The organism is Blautia sp. OM07-19 (assembly GCF_003481595.1).
Lineage (GTDB): Bacteria > Bacillota > Clostridia > Lachnospirales > Lachnospiraceae > Blautia_A > Blautia_A intestinihominis.
In genome coordinates this window covers 22,456-44,354 of record NZ_QULA01000016.1, presented here as the reverse complement: position 1 = coordinate 44,354, position 21,899 = coordinate 22,456, and the positions used below count along the sequence as shown (strand labels likewise).

Genomic DNA, 21,899 nt, shown 5'->3' with positions numbered 1-21,899 from the left:
TGACTATCTTTTTCATTTATGACTATCAGTCATTTTCTTTTCATCATTAAGAGTTATATACCAAAACTGACTGTTAGTCAATATACGATTATGCGAAAGTGTCCAAAAAACAACTTATTTTTTTCATTGTGTTGATTGGTCCGTAATTAATATTGACTTCTGGTCATTTTTGATTATAATAAAGCACAAAAGGTATGGTCAGAAGGAGAGATTTTATGGGAAAAGTAGAAGTAAAAAAGCAGAAAAAGAAAGATGCGCTGTTCAATACTGCATTCGAGCTTTTTACCACCAAAGGCACCAACCAGACGACCATCTCTGATATCGTAAACAAAGCAGGCGTCGCCAAGGGGACCTTTTATCTTTATTTTAAAGACAAATATGATATTCGAAATAAACTGGTATCACACAAGACCTCGGAGCTTTTTTACCAGGCTTACCGTGCCGTGATCGACCAGGAGATCACAGGCTTTAGGAATCAGCTTCACTTTATGATCGATTTTATTCTGGATGCCCTGGAAAGTGACTCTCCTCTTCTGATGTTTATTTCCCGCAATCTTTCCTGGGGTGTCTTTCAGGCAGCTCTGGATGACAAAGTTCCAGACGAAGATCTTGTATTTTATGATGCGTATCTCGGACTTCTTGAGAAGGATGAACATACGTATGAACATCCGGATATGATGTTGTTTTCGGTGATCGAGCTGGCAAGCTCCACCTGTTACAGCTGTATTCTTTATCAGCAGCCGGTTTCACTCAGTGAATATAGGCCGTATCTGCATCGGTCGATCGATGGGATACTGGATAGTTATACCCATGACGAACCACGGGGACGGAGTTAATGGCCCTGAAGTGCCATATAACTCCGTCCCCGTGATTCTGTCATCTTTTTTCAAGTTTTTTATCATTCTTTGCTTTTTCGATCAACTCTGCGATTCTGCTGTTCGTTTTCCCCACTGTTACTCCGGCATCAATGACTTTTTCACAGGAATCCACCAATTTCATGGCTTCTGCAAATGTCTCATCACTGATCTCCTCAAACGGCTTCTCTGTCACAGTCCGTACAGCGAGAAGGCGTGCCAGCTGATAGTCGATGTCATTGGTATAGAGAATCCCGGCTGCAAATGGGATATTTTTTCTCTGCAGTTCTCTGTAGATCGGGATTCCGGTTCCGCCGCTGGAGATGACCAGGGTCTTTGGTTCTCCTTCTGGTCTTGGAAGTTCCAGGCTTCCGAAGACCGGGTCAAAATATCCATTGTCAATTCCATAAAGATCACGGATCGCTTCTTCCTTAAAGATCGTTTCCGGTTTTCCGTAATGTGCAATGCGGTCGCCTTTTACGCAGATGATCTTGTCGGCCACTTTTTCAGCCAGATCGATCTCATGGAGCGACATGATCACGGTGATTCCTTTTTTCTTTGCCATATTTCTGAGGATTGAAAGCAGTTCCAGTTTGTAACGCACATCCAGGAATGAAGTAGGTTCATCCAGAACGATGATCTCCGGTTCCTGACAGATTGCCCTTGCCAGGAGAACTCGCTGCCGCTGTCCGTCACTGATCGCGTTAAAATCACGGTCGCCAAGTTCCTGTGCATGGACTGCTTCCATCGCTTCATCAACCTTCTGCTCATCTTCCCTGCTCAGGATTCCAAGCTTGCCGGTATATGGATAACGTCCGGTAGCCACAATATCATGGCAGGTCATAAGTTCCGGTTTCATACGGTCCGTCAGGACTACCGCCATCTTGGTAGACAGGTCACGGAAAGACAGCTTAGAGAGATCTGCATCTGCGATCTTTACATTTCCGGAAATGATCTTGAGCTGGCGTGTGATACTTTTGAGGATCGTGGATTTGCCGGCACCATTCGGTCCGATCAGTGTCACGATCTCTCCTTTTTCGATTCCGATACAGATGTCATGGATCAGGGCTTTTCCGTTATAGCCAACTGCCAGATTATCCATATTTATATATTGCTCTGCCATATCACTGTTTTCCTTTCTGACGTTTCAGCATCATTGCGATGACAACCGGCGCGCCAAAGATTGAAGTTACGGTACTGATGTTCAGTTCCAGCGGTGCAAATGCTGTTCTTGCGATCAGGTCACTGAGCATACAGAAGACTGCTCCTCCCAGAAAGGTTCCCGGAATGACGACCAGTGGCCTGGAAGTATTCAGTGCCTGTTTTACCAGATGTGGAACTGCGATTCCCACGAAAGAGATCGGACCCGCAAAAGCAGTTACTGTAGCCGAAAGGATACTGGACAGAAGGATCAGTGTCACACGAAAGACCTTGATATCAACGCCCATGCTCTGTGCATAAGCTTCGCCCAGCTGATAGGCACCGATCGGTTTGGAGAGCATAAATGTCAGTGCGACTGCAACAGCTACGATCACTGCTGCAATATGTACATTACTCCAGCTCATACCGGAGAAACTTCCCTGGGACCAGCCATGAAGGTTTACGATATCGGAATCCTCTGCAAACGTAACCATAAAATCCGTGATCGCAGAGCAGATATAACCGATCATAGTTCCGGCAATCAGAAGTGTCGCCATATGTTTGATGCGTCTGGATACCAGAAGGATAAATCCTGTTGCTATCAGAGATCCGATAAAAGCGGCAATTACTAATGTATAGGAAGAAACTTTGTTGAATTTCTCCAGGAAATAGATCATTGCCAGTGCTACGACCATTTTGGCTCCGGAAGAAATACCCAACAGGTATGGTCCGGCGATAGGGTTTTCAAAAAAGGTCTGTAACAGAAATCCGGAAAGGGACAGTGCACCGCCCAGGATCGCCGCCATCAGAAGACGCGGCATTCGGATCTTCCAGATAATATTGTATTCTGTCTGTGCACCTTCCCGCAGGAAAATGATCTTCAGGATACGTGAGACCGGAATGTTTGTCGTTCCGGTATTGATGTTTAATATCAGAATTGCAAAAAGTGCCGCTGCAAGTACTGCAAATACTGCTGCGTAACGTGAACGCCGCCGGAAGTTTTCCATGTGGAAGGTTCCGGTGCCCTCACCTGTCTGTGCTTTCATCATGTTTTCTCCTGTATTTAATCAATTTTTGTCATAAAGGTCATCTGGCTCGCATCTCCGCCGGTGAGCATCAGATGAATGTCTGTGATCATATTTCCTACAATGTCGGTTGCCTGGTAGAGATATTTGCCGGCACACCATACATTGCCTTCTTTGACAGCCTTGAAGTCTGCAAAAAGTTCGCTCTTCTGCAGAAGGTCATCCACGCTGTTAATCGGATCATCAATCGTTCCATTGTATACCAGATAATCCGCATCGATCGCCTGTGTATAAAATTCTTCCATCGTCATCGGCACGGAAGAACGCTTTGTTTCTTCCTCAGAGTCCACCTGTGTCGGAACGTAACGACCGCCTGCGATCTCGATCATCTTCGGCACATAGTCGGATGGTTTTCTTACGACTACGGAGCCATCTGTATTAATATAGAAGAAAGCGACTGTTTTTTCTGTATTTTTGAAATCTTTCAGATCAGAGATGATCTTTGCCTGTTCGTCAAAGAATTCTTTCGCCTCATCTCTCTTATCAACCATTTCTGCATAAACTTTGATCCATTCGGTACGTCCAAGCGGATGGTTTTCGTAACTGGAACGGTCTGTGAATACAGGGATTCCCATCTGCTCGATCATCTCCTGTACCTTCGGGGTGTGAAGGATCATCGTTGATTCAATTGCCAGATTACATCCGGAATTTACGAGAAGTTCATAATCCGGCTCACTGTATTTGCCGGCAAAAACGATGTCGCCGTTTTCCATTGCCTGTTTTGCCGCATCAACATACCATCCAGATGCCTGGAGGGAAGAAAACTTGATGTCATCCAGTGCGTCCAGGGAAGAAAAAAGAGACATTGCAGATGTCGCTGCCAGGTAAATATTATCCAGCGGCTTCTGAAGCACCACGATATCCTCATCCAGTCCGTCAGGGGCACTCTTTCCTTCCGGTACCAGAAGGAACTGGCCGCTGTCCGGCACATCGATCAGAGTATAGTCATCGTTGTAATAGTATATATGGAAGCATTCTGCAAACTCATTCTGCATTTCTGACTGAAAAGTCAGACCGGGGATCTCCGGTGCAGAGGAATCGTTATCTGCTGCTTTTGTGCTCACGGACAGGCTGAAAATCCCCATCATGAGAAGGCATGCTGCCATAAGCGGCAGCCACAGTTTTCCTGTACTTCTTTCTTTCATATTCTTATTTTATCCTCCGATTTTTATATACGGGCGATCCGAAGACCGCCCGCTCCCATGATTACTGTGTTACTGTTCTGTATCTGTATTTTCTGTTGTATCTGTACTTTCCGATGTGTCTGAGCTTTCTGAGTTATCTCCGCTATGTCCGCTTACAGCAGCTTCATAAAGTTTGGACGCTTCCTTCTCACATCCGAACAGAGCCCCATATACTTTGCTCCACTCATATTTTGCAAGGACATCCTTCTCATCTTTGGAACGATCCAGGATCATCGGGATCTTGAGGATTGCAAGTTTTTCTGCAAAAGCAGTCATTTCCGGATATTTCGCTGCGATCTGGTTTTCATCGCTCTGTGCATCATCCGTCTGTTCTGCATCAGCAGTATCTTCCGTACTGTCGTCCCCTGTATCCTCTGCTTTCGCTGTCAGGATATCGGACGGTACAATCGCCAGTTTGCATTTATTTTTTACAAGTTCTTTCAGGTCTGCTTTATCATAAGTGCCTGCTGAAATGATATCGCCTTTTCCAAGGGATTCTTTGATTGCAGCGATCTTGCAGTCGTCTGCTGTCGCAGAAACCGCAGATACATTTTTGTCTGCACCGATCTTATCGATCATTTCCAGTGCCACGTCAGAAGCAACATATGTCTTGTCCATCGGAAGCTGGATCACAATAATGGATTTGTCGATTCCTGCCGGAATCTGATCGGCTTTGTCCTCAGGAACAAGAAGGTAGCGGATGACTTCCTGCTTATAAAGTTTTGCGTAATCCTGTTCTGTCGCTGCGTTCTCCTCTCCATCCGCACTGGAAGTCTTTGCTGTACTTTCTTCATTCGTGCCGTCTGCGGAAGTCTGTGCCGCGTTATTCTGTGTAAGATCCACACTGTCCTTGCCAAACTCATCATTCAGAGTGATCTCAAGCACGGTCATATCGTTGTTGTAATAATGGATCTTGAACATTTTGGAATGTTCCAGTTTCAGGGAGCTCATATATTCCAGACCTGTGATCTTTGGCGCCGCATCATCCTTGTATACGGTGCCAGCATCTGTCTCGGCTTCCTGACCGTCTGCAAGCTTTGTGGAATTTCCTGCTGCCTTTGCAGTCACACTGCTGCCACCGGAACTCTTACTGCCGGAACTGCTGTCCGGGATATCCATGCCGAAATACAGAGTATATTCAATCTCGTACGGCTTGGACATCGCTGTTGTACAGCCTACGACTTTATTGTTGGCATTCAGCTGGATCGGGATCTTGAAGGTACTGTATTTGTCCCCCTGATCTACCGGATCATACTGGTTTCCACTTGCTTTCACATAGATCCATTTGCCACTGTTGAATGTCACATACGCCCATGCCTGTCCATCTTCGACGCTGATCTTGTCGCAGGTAATATTAAGACCATGCGTACCTGTTCCACCTGACCAGGAGAAAGAGAACTGATCAGAGCCATATTCCCCATCCTTTAAGCCGCCGGCAGAAGAATCTACTTGGCTTGTCTTGCCATCTGTATTTGATTTGTAGTTATTTGTACTCGAGCTGCTTCCACCGGATCCACTGCTTCCGCCGGAACCAGTTGAACTGCCGCCAGAACTGCTTCCATTAGAACCACTTCCACCGGTGCTGCCTCCATTGGAACTGTTGCTGCCGCTGGAACTGCTTCCATTGGAGTTACTTCCATTGGAACTGTTATTTCCATTAGAGTTATTCCCTGAATTATTTCCGTTCGAATTATCATCTTTGGAACCATCTCCGCCAGTTCCGGAATTGCTGGTATCTACGTTGAATTTCAGCGTATGGTCATACCACATTTTATCCTTATCACCAGCCTCATAGTAACGATGAGAGCGCGCAGCCAGTTTCGTATCTTTGTTCAGACCTTCCAATGCAAATTCATAGGTATATTTACCCTCTGCATCAACTTTGTAGGAAATCAGCTTGCTGTCTGCCGCCTTCAAAGCCTCTTCTTTGGTTCCAAGAAACAGCCTGTCGTATCCTGTTCCACTCAATGTGATTTTTGCAGTAACCTTACCATTCTTGACCGTAATCTCACATGCATTGATCTTGAACATCGTAGCCGTACCAGATACATGTGTCACCGTGCCTGTATAGGTTCCATCCTTCGGAATATCACTGGATGGTGCAGAAGTCGGCTTCGGTGTGGCTGTCGGCTGTGGTGTGACTGTCGGAGTGGCATCCGGTGTGTCTGCACCGCTCTTTGTGATATGGATAACGTATTCAATATCATGCGGCTCTGTCATGGCGATCGTCGTTCCGGTGATCGTCATATCTGTATTTAAAGTCACCGGAATCTCAAAGTAAGAACCGCCTTCGTTACTTGCAGGCTGATATTCTTTGCCGTCCACAACCAGTTTCGTAAAACTGCTGCTGCTGAATTTGATCGTTGCATAGGTCTGACCGTCTTTTACAGTAATCCCTTCACAGGTGATCTTTGTTTTTCCTGTACCGCCGCTGAATGAGAAATCATCTGCTTTATACGTACCATCTGCCATGGAAACGGCATCTGCTTCTGTCTCAGCAATACTGTCTTCTGTCGTATTGTCTTTTTCCAGACTTTCAATACGATAGTCCTCGGCTGCTGTAGTCTGCTCTGCACCAGTCTCTTCCAGTGCTCCGATCTGCCAGAGAGAATCAGAATCGCTGTCTGAACTGTCTGAGCTCTTTGAAATCATTCCTTCGCCGGAATTATCTGCAGAAGTATTTTCTTCTGCTGTCGGTACTGTTTCAGAAGGTTCTGCTGTATCCGTTGTTTCCTGTACAGGTGTTTCTGATACTTCAGACGGAAGCATAAAATACAGTTCTTCCTCTGTATACCAGCTGTCATCCTCTGTATTTCCCGGGACATAAGCCGCTTTTTCACCAAGGTACTTCGGGTCGATATAAAACAGATAATGATATCTGCCCGCTTCATCCAGAGAGCCCTCAATTACCGGTGTGCGGTCTTCGTCTGTTCTGTTTCCGATATATACTCTGTTATAAGTTGTATTGGCAGAGACAATCTCGATCAGAATGGAATCATCCTCTGCATACGCTTTTTTGTCTGTTATCTGAAGGAATTCTTCTCCTGATGATACATCGTCTGTGTTCTGCTCTGTTTCGCCCGCATCAGTTTCTTCTGTTTCCTGAGCTGTATTTTCATCAGATTCTCCTGATGAGTCTTCACTGCTTTCCTGCGCCGATGCATTTTCTGCTGATGCCATGACCGATGCCTGTGGTGCAGCTGTTATACTCAATGCAAGGAATGCAGCGAGAAATTTTTTCGAATGCATATGCCTCTCTCCTCTTATAAAACGCATTTCTGTAAGTATCTCATATAGGATTTTTCCTCTTACACTGCAAAAATATAAAGCCTACTCTCCGATCCAGATGAGTAGACTTCAGTCGCACAAATAAAACATCCTTCTTTGCATAACCGGATGTTTCGTTTCTGTGAAATTCTGCTTTCTTCGGAAGCTTTTCACTGATTCTCCAGCAGGTTTCCTGACTTGCAGAGTATTCTAAGATCACGCCTTCTCACACAACTTCACATGCAATGGCTTCTGCAATCCTCTCTTACGCTTACAGTGACCGGATCGTTCAGGATTCGCACCTGATTCCCTATTATCTGTCAGTGACAGCACTGGAGTTCCTATATTCTGCTTTATTATAGCAATATATGCATCCTAGTGCAATAGTCTGAGCCTGATTTGTACTGCCAAAAATGTGCCAATATGCACAGAAAAAGCAGTGTTTTTTTCTTGTTAGCATTTGTTATTTTTAACAAGAAGTGATATGATTAATAACAGAATGTAATTCGCGGGACATTCCAGTTGCACAGGGCATCCTTCATGATGCCTCAATTTTATTCAATAATAAGGAGATTATGAAAATGAAACAAAGAAGTAAAATTCTGACAGCATTGTTTCTCAGTGCATCACTGGCAGTTACTCCGGCAGCTTCAGTCTCAGTTCTTGCGGAGGATCTGGATTTTGCAGCAGTCGAAGAAATTGACGTAGTACCCGAAGAAGAAATTTCTGATTCAGAAGAAGTTTCCACTTCCACAGAGGATTCTGTTTTAGCGGCCGACATTACGACAGAGGATTCTGACCTGACAACTGATGAATTTACAGCAGATACATCTACCTTCAGTGCGGATGAAGCAGATGTATTTACATCTGGTGAGACATCTGAACAGGATGTCTCAGAAGCCAGAACTCATTCTATCAAAGTTTCTGTTATCAACAGTTCAGGGGTTGCTTCCGGCATGTACGCTATGGACAGTGCTGTTGTCACCAGACAGGACGATGGCACTTATCTGGTAAGAATGCACCAGACAAGCGTAAACAGAAACTACATGGCTCTCACAGATGATAAAAACAAAGCAACCAATCATGAGGTTGACTGGTATGTTGCTGGTGGAGACGACGGCTACTGGTATACCATTCCTGTTGCCAGTCTGACAGATCCCCTCTATGCAAGTTTCAGCTATACCAAAAATGTAAATGCAGGCAAAGCCTGGGGAAATGTTCAGACAATCACCTTTGATGTCAGTTCCATGGCAGAAACCGAAGAAAGAGATGCAGTTGCATCCGATATCAACAAACTTCCGGCTACAAACGGTCCTGCTGATTACACATCTGTAGATGCAGCTCTGGCCACTGTTCCGGAAGACCTCTCCATCTACACTGATGAAACAGCTGATGCTGTAAGAGCTGCCGTTGCAGCAGTTAAAAGAGATTATACTATGGCACAGCAGGCTGATGTTGACAAGATGGCACAGGCCATCACCGATGCGGTCAATGCTCTGGTCAAAAAAGCTGTAGAAGAAGCCAAGACTCATTCCATCAAAGTTTCTGTTACCAACAGTGAAGGTGTTGCTTCCGGCATGTATGCCATGGATGATGCTATCGTTACCAAGCAGGACGACGGCACTTATCTCGTAAAAATGCATCAGGCAAGCGAGAACAGAAACTACATGGCTCTCGTAAATGGTACAACGGCAGACGACATAGCTGCTGCTACTCAGCACAAGATTGACTGGTATGTTGCGGATTCTTCCTACTATTATACCATTCCTGTTGCAAGCCTCAGTGATACTGTTTATGCAAGCTTCAGTAAGACCACAAACGTCAACAAAGGCTCAAAATGGAGCAATGTCCAGACCATCACTTTTGACACCACCTCCATGGCAGATACTGACAAGAACGATGTTGATGCTTCCGGCATGAACAAACAGGCTGCCCTGGATTATTCTTCTGTAGATGCTGCTCTGGCAACTGTTCCTGAAGACCTCTCCATCTATACAGACGAAACAGCCAATGCTGTTACTTCTGCCGTGAAAGCACTTAGCGGTACATACAAAGCTGCAACACAGGATGACGTTGACAAACTGGCCACCGCTATCACCGATGCGGTCAACGCTCTGGTTGAAAGAGGACTTCTCACTGTTACAAACGAAACATTAATGTTTAACGTTGAAAAAGCTATTCTCAGAGACGGCAATCTCATCCTTACCCTTCACGGAACAGGTTATCATTATCTGTACAAAGGTACTTATGAAGAAGCTGTTGCAAATGGTGATAACAGAGACAACTGGATCGCCGGTGAAGAAGTTAACGGTAAATGGCAATTTACTGTCCCTGTAGCAGAAGGCGAGACATACCTTCCGATCGTAGCTATCTCCAACAGCTACCTTACCAAATATGAAGAAGGCAAGAACTCTCTGGAAAGAGCTTTCTATCCTCGCCAGGCTGTGATCGATCAAGACGCTGCTACTTTAGTTACCGGTGATTACGATCATACAAAAGATCTGACCGTTGACAACAGCGTTAAGATGTTCAACGTTGCCGCTGCTTCTCTTGAAACCATCGGCGGACCAAATTCTAACAATTATAAGGAAATCCTTCACCTGACCATGGGCAGCGACAGCTTTGACAAAGTATTTATCGGTTTTGCCAAAGATGCAGCAAAAGCTGAAACAACGGCTGACATCACAGACCGCAAAGTTTCTTTCGATATGAAGGCAAACGCTATGGGTGGAGCAGCTACTACAGATTATCTTGACAAAGAAGTAATCTTCTCTTTCCATTCTGTAAAAAATGGTACCTGGTATGAGCGTGTCTTCAATGTAAGCAAGACAAATGGCACACTTACCATTACACCGGTTGCTGCTGCTGATTACACCGCTGTAGATGCGGCTCTGGCTGCTGTTCCAAAGGATCTCTCCATCTACACTGACGAAACGGTTGCTGCTGTAAGAGCTGCTGTAGACGCAGTTAACAAAAACTGTACCGTATACCAGCAGGCCGATGTTGACAAGATGGCTTCTGATATTACAGCAGCTGTAAAAGCACTGGTTAAGAAACCTGTAGCCGCTGCCAAAGTTACGCTGAATGCTACAAGCAAAAAAATCACTACCGGTAAGTCCTTTACATTAAAGGCCACTGTTGCACCTTCCAATACAACAGACAAAGTTGTATGGAAATCCAGCAATACCAAAGTTGCAACTGTATCCGCTAACGGTACTGTAAAAGCAGTGAAAGCAGGTACTGCTGTGATCACCGCTACGGCAGGAAAAGTAAAAGCAACATGCAAAGTTACTGTTGCCAACCCAGTTTACAAAGTAACCAGCATCAAACTTGCAGCTGCTCCTTCCCGCTACATCACAGCAGGCAAAAGAGTACAGCTCAGAGCTACAATCACTCCTTCCAATGCAACAAACAAAGCAGTAACCTGGAAATCCAGCAATACCAGAATCGCAACTGTCAGCTCTACCGGTATTGTAACCTTCAACAAAAATGCAGGCGGCAAAAAAGTCACCATCACAGCTACTGCAAAAGATGGCAGCAAGAAATATGCAAGAATCACCCTTGCCTGCATGAAAGGTTCTGTAAAGAGCATCAGGCTTTCCGGAAAAACTACCGTTACCAACGGTCAGTCCACAAAAGTAACCGCAGCCGTTACTTCTCAGGGCGGAAGCGCAAACAGATCACTTGCATGGTCTTCCAGCAATACAAAACTTGCTACCGTTGACAAATACGGTAAAGTCAAAACCATCAAAGGCAAAAAAGGTACAGTTACCATCACTGCCAAAGCAACAGACGGATCTGGAAAGAAAGCAACATTCAAGATCCGCATCAAATAATATCCCTCAGTTTCACTGATCGATATTACTACATAAAAAAATATCCTGGCGGGTTCAGTTATGACACTGGATCCGTACAGGATATTTTTATTGTACTGCATATTTGGTTATCGTTTTGTCCAAAGACAATTTTATTTCTCTGACGCTTCTTTTGTATCGTCTGTTGAAGTGTCCTTCGTCTCTTCTGTTGCTGCTGTCTCATCAGATTCTTTCTGAGGATTGGTGACTTTTACCTTATGGTCGTACCATTTGTTTTTCTTTCCGATCAGGGCAAGGTCAAATTCTTCGTCAATAGCTTCAACCGGAATATCAAAACCATAAACTTCTTCTGACATTCCATCGCTGTATGTAACAGTATCTGTTGTCGGCTGGAGAAGTTCTGCACCATCTTTCTGTGCATCCTCTGCTGTTCCCACAAACAGATTTACGATATTTTTGGAAGCCAGACTTACATGAAGTGTCATCTTACCGTCTTTGACTGTCAGGACTCCCTTGCCATCGTTTGCTTCGTTTACATGGAACATTCCGCTGTCTGTGTCAAACTCAGCACTGTAGGTGCCATCTTCCAGAACTGCATCCTTTGCATCGTCCTTCTTATCGGTTGTATCAGCCTTGGCATCATCCTTCTTGGCATCTGCTGTTGCTGTAGAAACTGACTTGACTTCTGTTTCTGCCAGAACCGGCGTAAAGCTTCCAAGCATAAGTGCTCCGCTTAATACGCATGCCATCATTGCCACTGAACGTTTCATAATATTTTCCTCCTGCTTTTACAGGAAATGCCCGGAAAGACCTAGATCCTCCCGGGCAGCCCCGTTATCTTACATAAAAACTGTTTCTTTATTATTCTGCTGCTTCTTCTGTAGTATCAGCTGCATCGTCTGTTGTTTCCTCTGCTGCTGCATCATCAGAAGCTTCTTCTGTGTCATCTGTTACTTCTGCTGCATCATCAGCTGTTCCCAGAGAATCGATAGCATCTTTTGTATGTGCTACATACAGATCCTCAACTGCTGCGACTCTTCCAAGACCTTCGATCTGGCAGTCAACACTGTCAAATGCTCCGGATGCCTCGAACTGGCTCTTCCAGGAATCTTCATCATCACCAGCCATATCGTTGTTTGCATGGTCACCAGCTACAACCATAAGCGGACGAAGAACAACTTTCTTGAAGCCTGCATCTTTAACCTTAGCGATAACTTCTTCGCATGCGGTGTCTTCCGGCTCACCTTCAACAGTTCCGATGAAAGCGTTTGTGAATCCAAGGTCTCCCATCTGTGTCTGCATCTGATCGTATGTTACGTTTGCTGTATGAGAAGTACCATGTCCCATGAATACAAATGCTGTTCCGTCTTCTGCGGCTGCTTCCATGCTGTCATATCCTGCTACCTTGCAAGCTTCATCTGTGATAGCCTGTGCAACTGCTTTCTTGTCGTCGTTGATCACAGTAGCGTCATCACCAACTTCACCAAGCATTGGCTCTGCGATTGCTACAGATTCGAATTTGTCTTTGTAGTTGTCGATTACTTCTACCATCTCATCGTACTCAGCACCATGCATCAGATGTGTAGGCTGAACAACAAGGTTCTTAACTCCGTTTGCTACTGCACGGTCAAGAGCCTGATCCATGTTGTCGATTGCTTCATCATCTCTTGCCTCTACATGGTTGATGATGATCTGTGCTGTGAAAGCACGTCTTACGGACCAGTCCGGATAAGCTGCTGCCAGAGCATCTTCGATTCCTTTGATATCCTGTGCACGGCTGTCGTTGAAGGAAGTACCAAAGCTTACAACAAGAAGTTCGTTCTCACCGATCTCATCCTGGTTGCGTGGGTCATCCTTGGAAGCATCGCCTGTGTCACGTCCGAAATATTCCGGGCTTGCTTCTTCACCTTCTACCAGTTCTTTCTGTGCGTCTGTCAGAGCATCCCATGCTTCTTTGGCTGCCTTACAGTCCTCATCTGTTGTGTCGTTTCTTTCCTGAACGTAGATCTTGTCGATCAGTGCTGCAACGTTGTCTGCTGCTGCCTGGTCATCATCAGATGCCTCTGCTGTATCGTCTGCAGCTTCTGCGTCATCTGCTGCTGCCTCTGTTGCAGTGTCCTCTGTCTTGTCGCTCAGTAGTGCAACGTCATCTGCTGCTTCTGCGTCATCTGCGTCATCTGCGTCATCTGCTGCTGCCTCTGTTGCAGTGTCCTCTGCTGTGTTGTCAGAAGCCATAACTCCTGCTGTACCCATCATAGATACAGTTGTGATCGCTAACAGTATTGCAAGTGCTTTTACAGTTTTGTTTTTCATGTTTTTGTCCTCCTTTGACATTACAGTACGAAAACTGAACAGAATCCTGCACACAAAAAAAGCCCTCAAAAAAGGGGTAAGTGGTCTATCAAAAAACGGTACGACCAATTACTCGTGATCTGGAATCCATATTCCCGTACCAGACAACAGGCAGGTTTCCTGACTTGCCGCTCAACATATGGTTCTATCTTCCCAGTTTCCCAGTGATCATGCTTAATGCATACAGAACCGTACTCCGTGCTTACAGTGACGAGATCGTACAGGTTTCTCACCTGTTTCCCTTTTAACCTCATGAACAATGCCCTCGGCACCTGTTATCTTCTTTATTCAATTTTCTATACAGTATCATATTTTTTGACAAATTACAATACATTTGGGCTATTTTTAACAAAATATATCGGTCAGCCTGCTCATCTGTGCTGTTTTTGCTGCCGGATCTTCCGCTGCAAAGATCCCCGAGATCACGGCTGCACCGTTGACTCCGCTGCCCTCAAGCTGTGAGACATTTTCGCTGTTGATCCCGCCGATCGCCACGACCGGAATACTGACAGAGGCTGCGATCTTCTTCAGGTCTTCCATGGAAAGATATTTGGCATCTTTCTTTGTTGTGCTGCCAAAAACCGCCCCTGTTCCGATGTAATCTGCTCCGGCTTTTTCGGCTGCGATCGCCTGTTCAACAGTCTTGGCTGTCATCCCGAGGATTTTGTCCGGTCCTATCATAGCACGGATGTCTCTTTCCTTAATGTCTGACTGACCGACATGTACACCGTCCGCGTCCATTTCCAGCGCGATTTCCACACTGTCATTCACCACAAAGGGGATATTGTATCTGTGGCAGAGTTTCTGAAGTTCTATGGCTTCTTTTCTTGTCTCCTCTGCACCCAGTTCTTTTTCTCGGAGCTGAAGGAAGGTTGCCCCGTTCTGGATTACCTTTTCGCAGACAGAAAGAAGTGTTTCGTCTTCTTTCAGCCAGCTTCGGTCCGTAATGACATAAAGTTTCAGCGCTTTTGCTATCTGTTCTCTTGTAAATTTCATCTTTCTTATCCTTTCTTCCGAATTCCATCCAATACCCTGCAAAGCGGCAGCAGATACAGGAAAAACGCGAATAAAATACTGCTCTGCGGTGCACCGACTGCTGTAAGCGGAACCGCCCCCGCGATCGACCATGGGATCATTGGTGCAAGGATCACGACACTGTCCTCCAGGTCATTCGCAAACCGCTCTTTGTCTCGTTCTGTTCTGGCGCAGAGCTGCTGTGTCAGCATGATCGCAAGTGTCTGGTTGCAGGCGATCGCGCTGGCTGCTGCTGATGTGAGCAGGATCGCAAGAAACGGAAATGTTTTCTGTGCCAGAGACTCTACTGTTGTCTGGATCCCGTCGAGGATCCCTGTCTTCTCAAAAATCCCCGAATAGGATGAGGAAAGACACACGATCGCACCGACTCTCAGCATGGAAACGATCCCTCCTCCATCCAGCATGGAAGCAATCTCTGCATTTTCGCTGTGAAAGCCAAAGATAAGGATGTGCGGGAGTTCCATAAGCGGCATCCCCTGTATCCAAACGCATAAGACAAGTGCCACGGCAATGCTTGCAAGCATGGAAATTTTGACTCCGAGCTGCGCCACGGACAGGGTCAGAATCACCAGTGCCGGCAGAAATATCCACCAGACGATCCGAAATTCCTGATGAAAAACTCCGGTAAGATCCGGCAGTTCCTGTGTATGGGAAGTCCTCATTCCGACCATTGTATACAAGATGCAGACCAGTACAAAGGGAATCAGCGCACTGCGGACCATATTTCGGATGTTTCTATAAATGCTGGTCTCTGTCAGTTCTGACACAAGAAGGGCGCTGGTCGAGACCGGTGAACAGCGGTCACCAAAAAAGATTCCCGAAAGGATCGCGCCACCGCAGAGCCACGGAGATACCGAAAGGACAGATCCCATCGTCGCACAGACAACGCCTACTGTTGCCGCCGTCCCGAACGAAGTTCCGGTCAGCACCGAAACCAGCGAGTTCAAAAGAAATACCATCAGAAGAAAAACCGATGGTTTTATAAAATGGATCGTATAGCAGATGATCGCCGGGATCGTTCCTGCCTGTCTCCAGAGTGCGGTCAGCATTCCGATCAGCATAAAGGTGATCAGGATGTTTCTGACTTTCCAGATTCCCTCGCCCGCCATATGCAGGATCTCTTTTACCGAAAAGCCTTTTTTCTTTGCATAACAGCCAAAGATCACGAAGCCTGCCAGTAATGCATATATAATAGAAACATTACATACAATACACAGAATAAGGATGCCGCAAAACAGCCCTAATACTGCAAATTCCATGGCAGCCTCCTACATCTCAAAGGCTTTGCGGATGCTGTCGTAATGGAGGAATTTACCTTCTGCTGCAAATGCCTGGATCTGTTCCAGAGTTGCAAACATATGTCCGTCTGTCTCCTCTGTCTGCAGTGTCAGGTCTTTCTCGTCAGTGTCCATGACGAAACGGTAAACGTCTACAAAATAGTTGTCGCCCTCGCCCGGATTTTCTCTCTTATAAGTAAAAAGATAACCTCCTTCTGCGTTTCTCGCATCCAGACCAGTCTCTTCTTTTACTTCACGGAGCACTGCCTCATAGGAGTCCTCTCCTGCCTGTGCCGCGCCGCCGGAAACTTCCCACCAGCCCGGAGCCCAGGCTTTTGTCATAACTCGTTTAGTGATCAGGAATGTGCCGTCCGGTCTTGCAACAACGCCAAGCACGGTCAGATGATACTCCCCGTCTTTCAGACACCAGTCGTTTCTTTTCATTGTGCGGCCTGTCGGCTGTTTATTTTCATCATAGATATCCCAGTATTCCATTTATCTTTCTCTCCCTGTCTGTCTTTTTTGTCCCTGCCTCTACTGGCGGGGATTTTTTTCGGTTTTATTTTACCAGAGTAAAGTGTAAATGACAAGGAATTCAGATTTATAGCCTGGAAAAACATGGTTCAAAATCTGGCAGTTCTTCCTTTTTAATGCTCAGGCAGTTTATCGGCATCGGATTTAACCGGTTATTCATTTTCCGGGGCAAAACTCTATTATGAAGACATTTTGCCTTGGAATAACTTGTGAGATGCTATGTTTTATTAAGGAAAAATGGCGCCAGTTATAAGCCCAGCACCATTTCTCACTACATTCTAAGCCTGGTGTCAATGTGCCAGACACTTTTTATTTCATTCAACTTTTACACGAGGCTTTACATGGATTGTCGAAACTTGGGTTAAATGCGTAGAAATTCTTGGCATCCAGTTCTTCCTGAATGCTTCGGAGAGCTTCCCCAAACCGCTGGAAATGAACGATCTCCCTTGCACGCAGGAATTTAATCGGGTCGGCAATCTCCGGAATGTCACGTACTACGCGGAGAATGTTATCGTAAGTCGAGCGGGCTTTCTGTTCGGCAGCAAGGTTTTCGAACAGATCTGTGATCGGATCACCTTTACTCTGGAATTCGCACGCATTAAACGGAACACCGCCCGCCGCCTGCGGCCAGACACCAACTGTATGGTCAATATAGTACGGCCCGAAACCGCTCTTTTCAATCTCTTCCATTGAGAGGTCGCGTGTGAGCTGATGAACGATGGTAGAGACCATTTCGAGGTGTGCGAGTTCCTCCGTACCGATGTCATTTAAGACGGCGGCAGCCATACGGTTCGGCATCGTAAATCGCTGGGAAAGATAACGGAGAGATGCGCTGACCTCCCCGTCGGGACCGCCATATTGGCTTAGGATATACTGTGCGATCTTTGCATTCGGAGTCTTGATATTTACCGGATACTGCAATCTTTTTTCATAATTCCACATAGACTATCTGCACCCTCCTTCCTGCTCCCATGGGAATGGCTGTTCCATCCATTTCCAGGTGTTGCCGTCTGTCTCCAGTGCATCATCGACAGTGAGAGGTCCATAGCACTGGGCGTATTCTTTCATCAGTTTCCTGCGCTCGGCGGCGCATTCCTGATAAAATGCAAGTGCTTCCTGACAGCATGGATGCGTGTCGAGATAGAGAAGAATGTCGTTGACAGCAAAACTGACCTCATTGATCCGCTGAAGGAGTTTTTCTTTTGGGGTGCACTGATTCGGACACATCATCGTCTGCCACCTCGCTTTCCGCAAAATGGTTTGCACAGATCAGGGAAAACTGTTCCAACATTTAAAGCATAACCAAGATCATAAGTCGTCGAAAATTTCTGACAGGGTACATATGCCATCGCGATCTGCATTTCATCAATATGCGTATACATCTCAGGATCTCTGGACGATGCAGACGGCATGCGGCAGGATGGGCATGGTGCGGACGGTGTTCTCGAGTTTCGCGGTGATGGACGGCAGGAACATGGCTGGTTTCCCATCATTTCACGTGCCATACCGCAGGTTGCATTATATGGGCGGCCACAGGGCCGGGATGTCTGATAGATTTCCATAAACAAGACCTTTCAGAAGAGCTCTTTATATTTTATGTTCTGGCAACAGAAAAGTGCATCTTTTCAGTCCTTAACTCAAAACAGGGCATTTCCCATTCTGATATGAGGAAATGCCCTGTTGTAATTACCTTTACTCTTCAATAATATATGCATTTACGATCTCACCATAATATGCCACATGGGTATCTCTGTTGGAGCCGGTAAATGTGCTGTCTACATTCTGTGGATAGAATTTTCCCTGGTCTTCTTTGGTCATTGCGCTGATGTCCTGGGTCTGTTTGTAGACTACTCTGCATTCCAGAGTCAGCGGAAGTTCCTTGATTCCAGGTACGGAAATGGTTTCCGGTTCTTCGTAAGTAAGACCGAGTTCTTTGGCTTTGTCCACATCTCTTCCTGATTTGGAGCCGCAGAATGTAAGGATTTTCTTTGCGCTGTCGTCTACCGGGATGTTAACGGTGAATTCGCCGTTTTTCTCGATGAGGCTTCTGGTGAAGCGGCTTTCTCTGATGAAGGTTACGAATACAGGTTTCGCCCATTCGATACCAACCATTCCCCAGGAAATTGTCATGGAGTTTACTCTGTCATCTGCCTTGCCTGTTACCAGGACACCAGATTTCACTCCTTTGAGGATTTCTCCCATATGTTCATATACGTCTATTTTTTTCTTCATAATATGAATTCCTCCTGATCTGTCTTTGTTTTCTGCTATTAATCATAAAATAATGACCGCTTTTTGGCAAGCTTTTTGTTCTCTGTTGTTGTATAATAGAAATAATTATTCATACATAAGGAGATTTTATCATGTCATCTGCCAAAAGCAAAAACCTCACGGGATCTTATTCCTGTATCCAGGCTCTGTACTGGATGTATTTCGCTGCGATCATGAGTTTTTCCGGATTTTTCCTTTTGGGAGGGGGATTTTCCAATACTCAGATCGGCATCATCGCCGCTGTTGCCGGCATTATGTCTGCACTTTTGCAGCCTGTGCTCGCGGGTTACGCAGACCGCCCGGACAGCCCATCCCTCAAAAAGATCATCCAGATTCTCTATGTCATCCAGCTGCTTCTCGGAATCGGGCTGTTTTTTTCCAGAACGCTTATCCTGACCGGACTTCTCTACGGGATCAGCATCGCACTGCTGCAGCTTATGACTCCTTTCATCAACGCGCTCGGTATGGAGAGCATCAACCAGGGTCAGAAGCTGAACTTCGGACTTGCGCGTGGAATGGGCTCTGTCGCCTATGCAGTCATCTGCTATGTGCTCGGGATCATCACCGTCAAAGCCGGCGTGCTTTCCATCCCAGCTTCCGTGACGATCATCACCGTCCTGTCACTTGGCTGCCTGATCATCTTTCCTTTCGTCAAGACACAGAAATCTGCCCAGACATCATCCGACAGTAAAAGCCTGGCAAACCCTCTTCTGTTTTTCCGGAAATACAGACGTTTTTCACTGGTACTGATTGGCTGTATTTTTATCTACCTCAGTCATGTGCTCCTGAATAACTTCAATTTCCAGATCGCACAGGGTAAAGGCGGAGGAAGTGCAGAAATGGGTACTGCATCCGCGATCGCGGCAATGTGCGAACTTCCTACGCTGTTTCTCTTTGGATATATCATCAAAAAGATCCGCTGTGACCTCCTGGTCCGTTTCGCGGGGATCTTCTTTGTGCTGAAGGCGCTGGGGACTTTCCTTGCTCCCGGAATTTCCATGTATTATGGAGTTCAGGTTTTCCAGATGCTCGGCTGGGGACTTCTGACTGCGGCTTCTGTCTACTACGTAAACGCCATCATGGAACCGGAAGATGCCATCAAAGGACAGGCGTATTTCACGATGACCTATACACTTGGAAGCGTGATCGGTTCCTTCCTCGGAGGTGCGCTTATTGACTTCGCGAGAGTCAGTTCCATGCTTCTGTTCGCAACAGTCTCTGCACTCTTCGGTGCCGTGATCGTATTTATCTTTGCAGAACGTACACCTCTTAACAAATAAACGCTTCATTACCATATATGAAACAGCCGGAACATATCATCCGATACGCTCCGGCTGTATTTGTTTTATTTTTTATGCTACGTATTTACGCAGTTTTCGGGAAAGCACATAGGCAAGTGCGATCTTGATAAGATCCGGGATGATGAACGGAAATACACACCATCCAAGGGCTGTTACAAGTCCTACCGGTCCGTTTGCTTTGCCATAGACTACCATGAACCAGGCGGTTCCGAATGCATAGCATACGACCAGTGCTACGACCATGGACACGATCTGCATAATGGATTTCTTACCAGGAAGTTTCTCCATCGCCCACATCACAAGTGCGGAAAATAAAAATCCGATGATATATCCGCCTGTAGGTCCCGCCAGGACTCCGATCCCACCGGAAAAGTTTGCGAATACCGGGATTCCTACTGCACCGAGCAGGATAAATACCAGAACAGATAAAGTTCCTCTCTTGCCTCCCAGAACACCTGCTGCGATAAAAACACCAAATGTCTGTAATGTAAACGGTACTGCTGCCGGAATGGAAATCCAGGAACAGATTGCCATGATCACTGCAAACACTGCAATGTAAACAATATCATATGTTTTGCTTCTTTGAACTGCCACCGTACTCATCTTGTCCTCCTCGTGATAAACGTTACTGTTCACAGTAACTGATAAACAACTGTTTTCACAGCTTCTGTAATTTCTGTGCATTACTTTACCACAGGAAAGTTCAGATTGTCAACCTATTATTTATTTCCAGTTTACGTTTTCTCATAAACAGCTATTTGCGTGGATGTACGTAAACCTCCAGCTGGTTGTATGGGATCGCGATTCCGTTTGCGTCAAATTCTTCCTTGATCCGCTGGTTCAGTCTCCACTTCGTTGCCCAGTACGCTTCTGTCGGTACCCAGACACGAAGTCCCATGATGACCGCACTCTCTCCCAGTTCATCTACAAAAACCACCATCTCTGCATTGTCGCTCTTGGTGTCCGGGTCTGCCTTCAGGATATCCTCAAGAATTTTTTTTGCTTTGCGGATGTCGGCTTCGTAGGAGATTCCTACTTTGATCTCAAGCTTACGGTTTTCTTTTGCTGTCACATTGATGATCGTGCTGTTTGACAGAGTTCCGTTCGGTACTACGATCTTCTTGTTGTCAATACTCAAAAGTGTGGTATAACAGATCTCGATTTTGGAAACAGTACCTTCACAGCCATTTGCCTGGCCCTGAATGATATAATCCCCCACAACAAAAGGCTTGAACATCAGAAGCAGTACACCACCTGCCAGGTTCGCAAGACCGCCCTGCAGTGCAAGACCTACCGTAACACCGGCAGTTCCGAGAAGTGCTGCAACAGAAGATTCCTTGACTCCCAGGCTGATCGCAATATTAAAGATCAACAGTGTATACAAAATAGCCTTGCCCGCCGATGAGATAAACTGGACAACTCCAGCATCCACATTGGCACGCTCCATAGAACGCCTCATAATGCTCACGATCCAGCATATGATCTTGCGGCCTACAAAAAATACAATGATCGACAGAACTACCTTGATACAGAATCCGGTAAATGCAGGCAGCTGCTCTGCCAGATATTCCTTGAAATTCAGAAAGTCCCTGATGCTCTGCTTCACGGAAGTTCCGTCAATCCCCATATTCTGGAGACTCTGATCGACTTTATCCGCGGTTTCACTCAGTGTATCCATTGTCCGTCACTTCCTCTCTTTTTTCCATACTATAACATTTTTCTCATTAACTTCTGTAAGCTGCTGTTCACAGCGGCTTCTGCAGCCAGTATACCATGAAATTTAC

At 45.9% G+C, this 21,899-nt stretch carries 18 protein-coding genes and 2 riboswitches; of the genes, 3 read left to right on the top strand and 15 right to left on the bottom strand.

Going from position 1 to position 21,899, the window contains the following annotated elements:
* Positions 1-215 precede the first annotated feature (215 nt).
* Complete coding sequence (locus tag DXC01_RS11855) at positions 216-836, top strand: TetR/AcrR family transcriptional regulator (protein WP_022214935.1); 621 nt, start codon at positions 216-218, stop codon at positions 834-836.
* A 40-nt stretch (positions 837-876) separates the two neighbouring features.
* Here DXC01_RS11855 and DXC01_RS11850 read toward each other — a convergent pair whose 3' ends face one another.
* The 4 genes from DXC01_RS11850 to DXC01_RS11835 form a co-directional block, all read right to left on the bottom strand.
* On the bottom strand, positions 877-1,977 hold the full coding sequence (locus DXC01_RS11850; protein WP_022214934.1) for an ABC transporter ATP-binding protein: 1,101 nt from the start codon (positions 1,975-1,977) through the stop codon (positions 877-879).
* 1 nt (position 1,978) lies between these two features.
* Positions 1,979-3,043 carry a FecCD family ABC transporter permease gene (locus DXC01_RS11845; RefSeq protein ID WP_022214933.1) on the bottom strand — a complete coding sequence of 355 codons (1,065 nt, stop codon included), beginning with the start codon at positions 3,041-3,043 and terminating at the stop codon, positions 1,979-1,981.
* 14 nt (positions 3,044-3,057) lie between these two features.
* The gene (locus DXC01_RS11840) at positions 3,058-4,224 is read right to left on the bottom strand and encodes an ABC transporter substrate-binding protein (protein WP_022214932.1); all 1,167 of its coding nucleotides are present in this window, start codon (positions 4,222-4,224) and stop codon (positions 3,058-3,060) included.
* Between the two features lie 69 nt (positions 4,225-4,293).
* Positions 4,294-7,512 carry a hypothetical protein gene (locus DXC01_RS11835; protein WP_118698975.1) on the bottom strand — a complete coding sequence of 1,073 codons (3,219 nt, stop codon included), beginning with the start codon at positions 7,510-7,512 and terminating at the stop codon, positions 4,294-4,296.
* 184 nt (positions 7,513-7,696) lie between these two features.
* Positions 7,697-7,882: riboswitch (cobalamin riboswitch) on the bottom strand.
* A gap of 229 nt (positions 7,883-8,111) precedes the next feature.
* Here DXC01_RS11835 and DXC01_RS11830 point away from each other — a divergent pair.
* Positions 8,112-11,366 carry an Ig-like domain-containing protein gene (locus tag DXC01_RS11830; protein ID WP_158583633.1) on the top strand — a complete coding sequence of 1,085 codons (3,255 nt, stop codon included), beginning with the start codon at positions 8,112-8,114 and terminating at the stop codon, positions 11,364-11,366.
* 131 nt (positions 11,367-11,497) lie between these two features.
* Here DXC01_RS11830 and DXC01_RS11825 read toward each other — a convergent pair whose 3' ends face one another.
* The 9 genes from DXC01_RS11825 to DXC01_RS11785 all read right to left on the bottom strand — a co-directional run bounded on the left by DXC01_RS11825 (position 11,498) and on the right by DXC01_RS11785 (position 18,775).
* On the bottom strand, positions 11,498-12,115 hold the full coding sequence (locus tag DXC01_RS11825; RefSeq protein ID WP_022214929.1) for a hypothetical protein: 618 nt from the start codon (positions 12,113-12,115) through the stop codon (positions 11,498-11,500).
* A gap of 91 nt (positions 12,116-12,206) precedes the next feature.
* Complete coding sequence (locus tag DXC01_RS11820; RefSeq protein WP_243111615.1) at positions 12,207-13,658, bottom strand: sirohydrochlorin cobaltochelatase; 1,452 nt, start codon at positions 13,656-13,658, stop codon at positions 12,207-12,209.
* A 132-nt stretch (positions 13,659-13,790) separates the two neighbouring features.
* Positions 13,791-13,988, bottom strand: a riboswitch (cobalamin riboswitch).
* Between the two features lie 54 nt (positions 13,989-14,042).
* Positions 14,043-14,693, bottom strand: a complete 651-nt coding sequence (thiE, locus tag DXC01_RS11815) for a thiamine phosphate synthase (RefSeq protein ID WP_118698973.1) — start codon at positions 14,691-14,693, stop codon at positions 14,043-14,045.
* A 5-nt stretch (positions 14,694-14,698) separates the two neighbouring features.
* Positions 14,699-15,991, bottom strand: coding sequence for a Na+/H+ antiporter NhaC family protein (locus tag DXC01_RS11810; RefSeq protein ID WP_118698972.1), 1,293 nt, complete (start codon positions 15,989-15,991; stop codon positions 14,699-14,701).
* Between the two features lie 9 nt (positions 15,992-16,000).
* The gene (locus tag DXC01_RS11805) at positions 16,001-16,504 is read right to left on the bottom strand and encodes an NUDIX hydrolase (RefSeq protein WP_118698971.1); all 504 of its coding nucleotides are present in this window, start codon (positions 16,502-16,504) and stop codon (positions 16,001-16,003) included.
* A gap of 357 nt (positions 16,505-16,861) precedes the next feature.
* Positions 16,862-17,485, bottom strand: coding sequence for a manganese catalase family protein (locus tag DXC01_RS11800; RefSeq protein ID WP_022214924.1), 624 nt, complete (start codon positions 17,483-17,485; stop codon positions 16,862-16,864).
* A gap of 3 nt (positions 17,486-17,488) precedes the next feature.
* Complete coding sequence (locus DXC01_RS11795) at positions 17,489-17,773, bottom strand: spore coat protein CotJB (RefSeq protein WP_118698970.1); 285 nt, start codon at positions 17,771-17,773, stop codon at positions 17,489-17,491.
* Positions 17,770-18,105, bottom strand: coding sequence for a spore coat associated protein CotJA (locus DXC01_RS20650; protein ID WP_227222101.1), 336 nt, complete (start codon positions 18,103-18,105; stop codon positions 17,770-17,772). Before DXC01_RS20650 ends, DXC01_RS11795 begins: the two co-directional genes overlap by 4 nt.
* A 130-nt stretch (positions 18,106-18,235) precedes the next feature.
* Entirely contained in the window at positions 18,236-18,775 is a 540-nt protein-coding gene (locus DXC01_RS11785) for a flavin reductase family protein (RefSeq protein WP_022214922.1), read from the bottom strand.
* A gap of 131 nt (positions 18,776-18,906) precedes the next feature.
* Here DXC01_RS11785 and DXC01_RS11780 point away from each other — a divergent pair, with 131 nt between their 5' ends.
* Entirely contained in the window at positions 18,907-20,094 is a 1,188-nt protein-coding gene (locus tag DXC01_RS11780) for an MFS transporter (RefSeq protein WP_022214921.1), read from the top strand.
* Positions 20,095-20,166: 72 nt separating this feature from the next.
* On the opposite strand, the gene DXC01_RS11775 is transcribed toward DXC01_RS11780, so the two are convergent.
* The gene (locus DXC01_RS11775) at positions 20,167-20,718 is read right to left on the bottom strand and encodes a biotin transporter BioY (protein ID WP_022214920.1); all 552 of its coding nucleotides are present in this window, start codon (positions 20,716-20,718) and stop codon (positions 20,167-20,169) included.
* A gap of 151 nt (positions 20,719-20,869) precedes the next feature.
* Positions 20,870-21,793, bottom strand: a complete 924-nt coding sequence (locus DXC01_RS11770; RefSeq protein WP_022214919.1) for a mechanosensitive ion channel family protein — start codon at positions 21,791-21,793, stop codon at positions 20,870-20,872.
* Between the last annotated feature and the right edge of the window lie 106 nt (positions 21,794-21,899).

Coding starts and splice junctions, on each gene's coding strand:
- DXC01_RS11840 (WP_022214932.1), bottom strand. CDS start 4,224: ATGAAAGAAAGAAGTACAGGAAAACTGTGGCTGCCGCTTATGGCAGCA.
- DXC01_RS11780 (WP_022214921.1), top strand. CDS start 18,907: ATGTCATCTGCCAAAAGCAAAAACCTCACGGGATCTTATTCCTGTATC.
- DXC01_RS11785 (WP_022214922.1), bottom strand. CDS start 18,775: ATGAAGAAAAAAATAGACGTATATGAACATATGGGAGAAATCCTCAAA.
- DXC01_RS11795 (WP_118698970.1), bottom strand. CDS start 17,773: ATGATGTGTCCGAATCAGTGCACCCCAAAAGAAAAACTCCTTCAGCGG.
- DXC01_RS11830 (WP_158583633.1), top strand. CDS start 8,112: ATGAAACAAAGAAGTAAAATTCTGACAGCATTGTTTCTCAGTGCATCA.
- DXC01_RS11850 (WP_022214934.1), bottom strand. CDS start 1,977: ATGGCAGAGCAATATATAAATATGGATAATCTGGCAGTTGGCTATAAC.
- DXC01_RS11825 (WP_022214929.1), bottom strand. CDS start 12,115: ATGAAACGTTCAGTGGCAATGATGGCATGCGTATTAAGCGGAGCACTT.
- thiE (WP_118698973.1), bottom strand. CDS start 14,693: ATGAAATTTACAAGAGAACAGATAGCAAAAGCGCTGAAACTTTATGTC.
- DXC01_RS11775 (WP_022214920.1), bottom strand. CDS start 20,718: ATGAGTACGGTGGCAGTTCAAAGAAGCAAAACATATGATATTGTTTAC.
- DXC01_RS11845 (WP_022214933.1), bottom strand. CDS start 3,043: ATGATGAAAGCACAGACAGGTGAGGGCACCGGAACCTTCCACATGGAA.
- DXC01_RS11800 (WP_022214924.1), bottom strand. CDS start 17,485: ATGTGGAATTATGAAAAAAGATTGCAGTATCCGGTAAATATCAAGACT.
- DXC01_RS11805 (WP_118698971.1), bottom strand. CDS start 16,504: ATGGAATACTGGGATATCTATGATGAAAATAAACAGCCGACAGGCCGC.
- DXC01_RS11810 (WP_118698972.1), bottom strand. CDS start 15,991: ATGGAATTTGCAGTATTAGGGCTGTTTTGCGGCATCCTTATTCTGTGT.
- DXC01_RS11820 (WP_243111615.1), bottom strand. CDS start 13,658: ATGAAAAACAAAACTGTAAAAGCACTTGCAATACTGTTAGCGATCACA.
- DXC01_RS11855 (WP_022214935.1), top strand. CDS start 216: ATGGGAAAAGTAGAAGTAAAAAAGCAGAAAAAGAAAGATGCGCTGTTC.
- DXC01_RS20650 (WP_227222101.1), bottom strand. CDS start 18,105: ATGGAAATCTATCAGACATCCCGGCCCTGTGGCCGCCCATATAATGCA.
- DXC01_RS11835 (WP_118698975.1), bottom strand. CDS start 7,512: ATGCATTCGAAAAAATTTCTCGCTGCATTCCTTGCATTGAGTATAACA.
- DXC01_RS11770 (WP_022214919.1), bottom strand. CDS start 21,793: ATGGATACACTGAGTGAAACCGCGGATAAAGTCGATCAGAGTCTCCAG.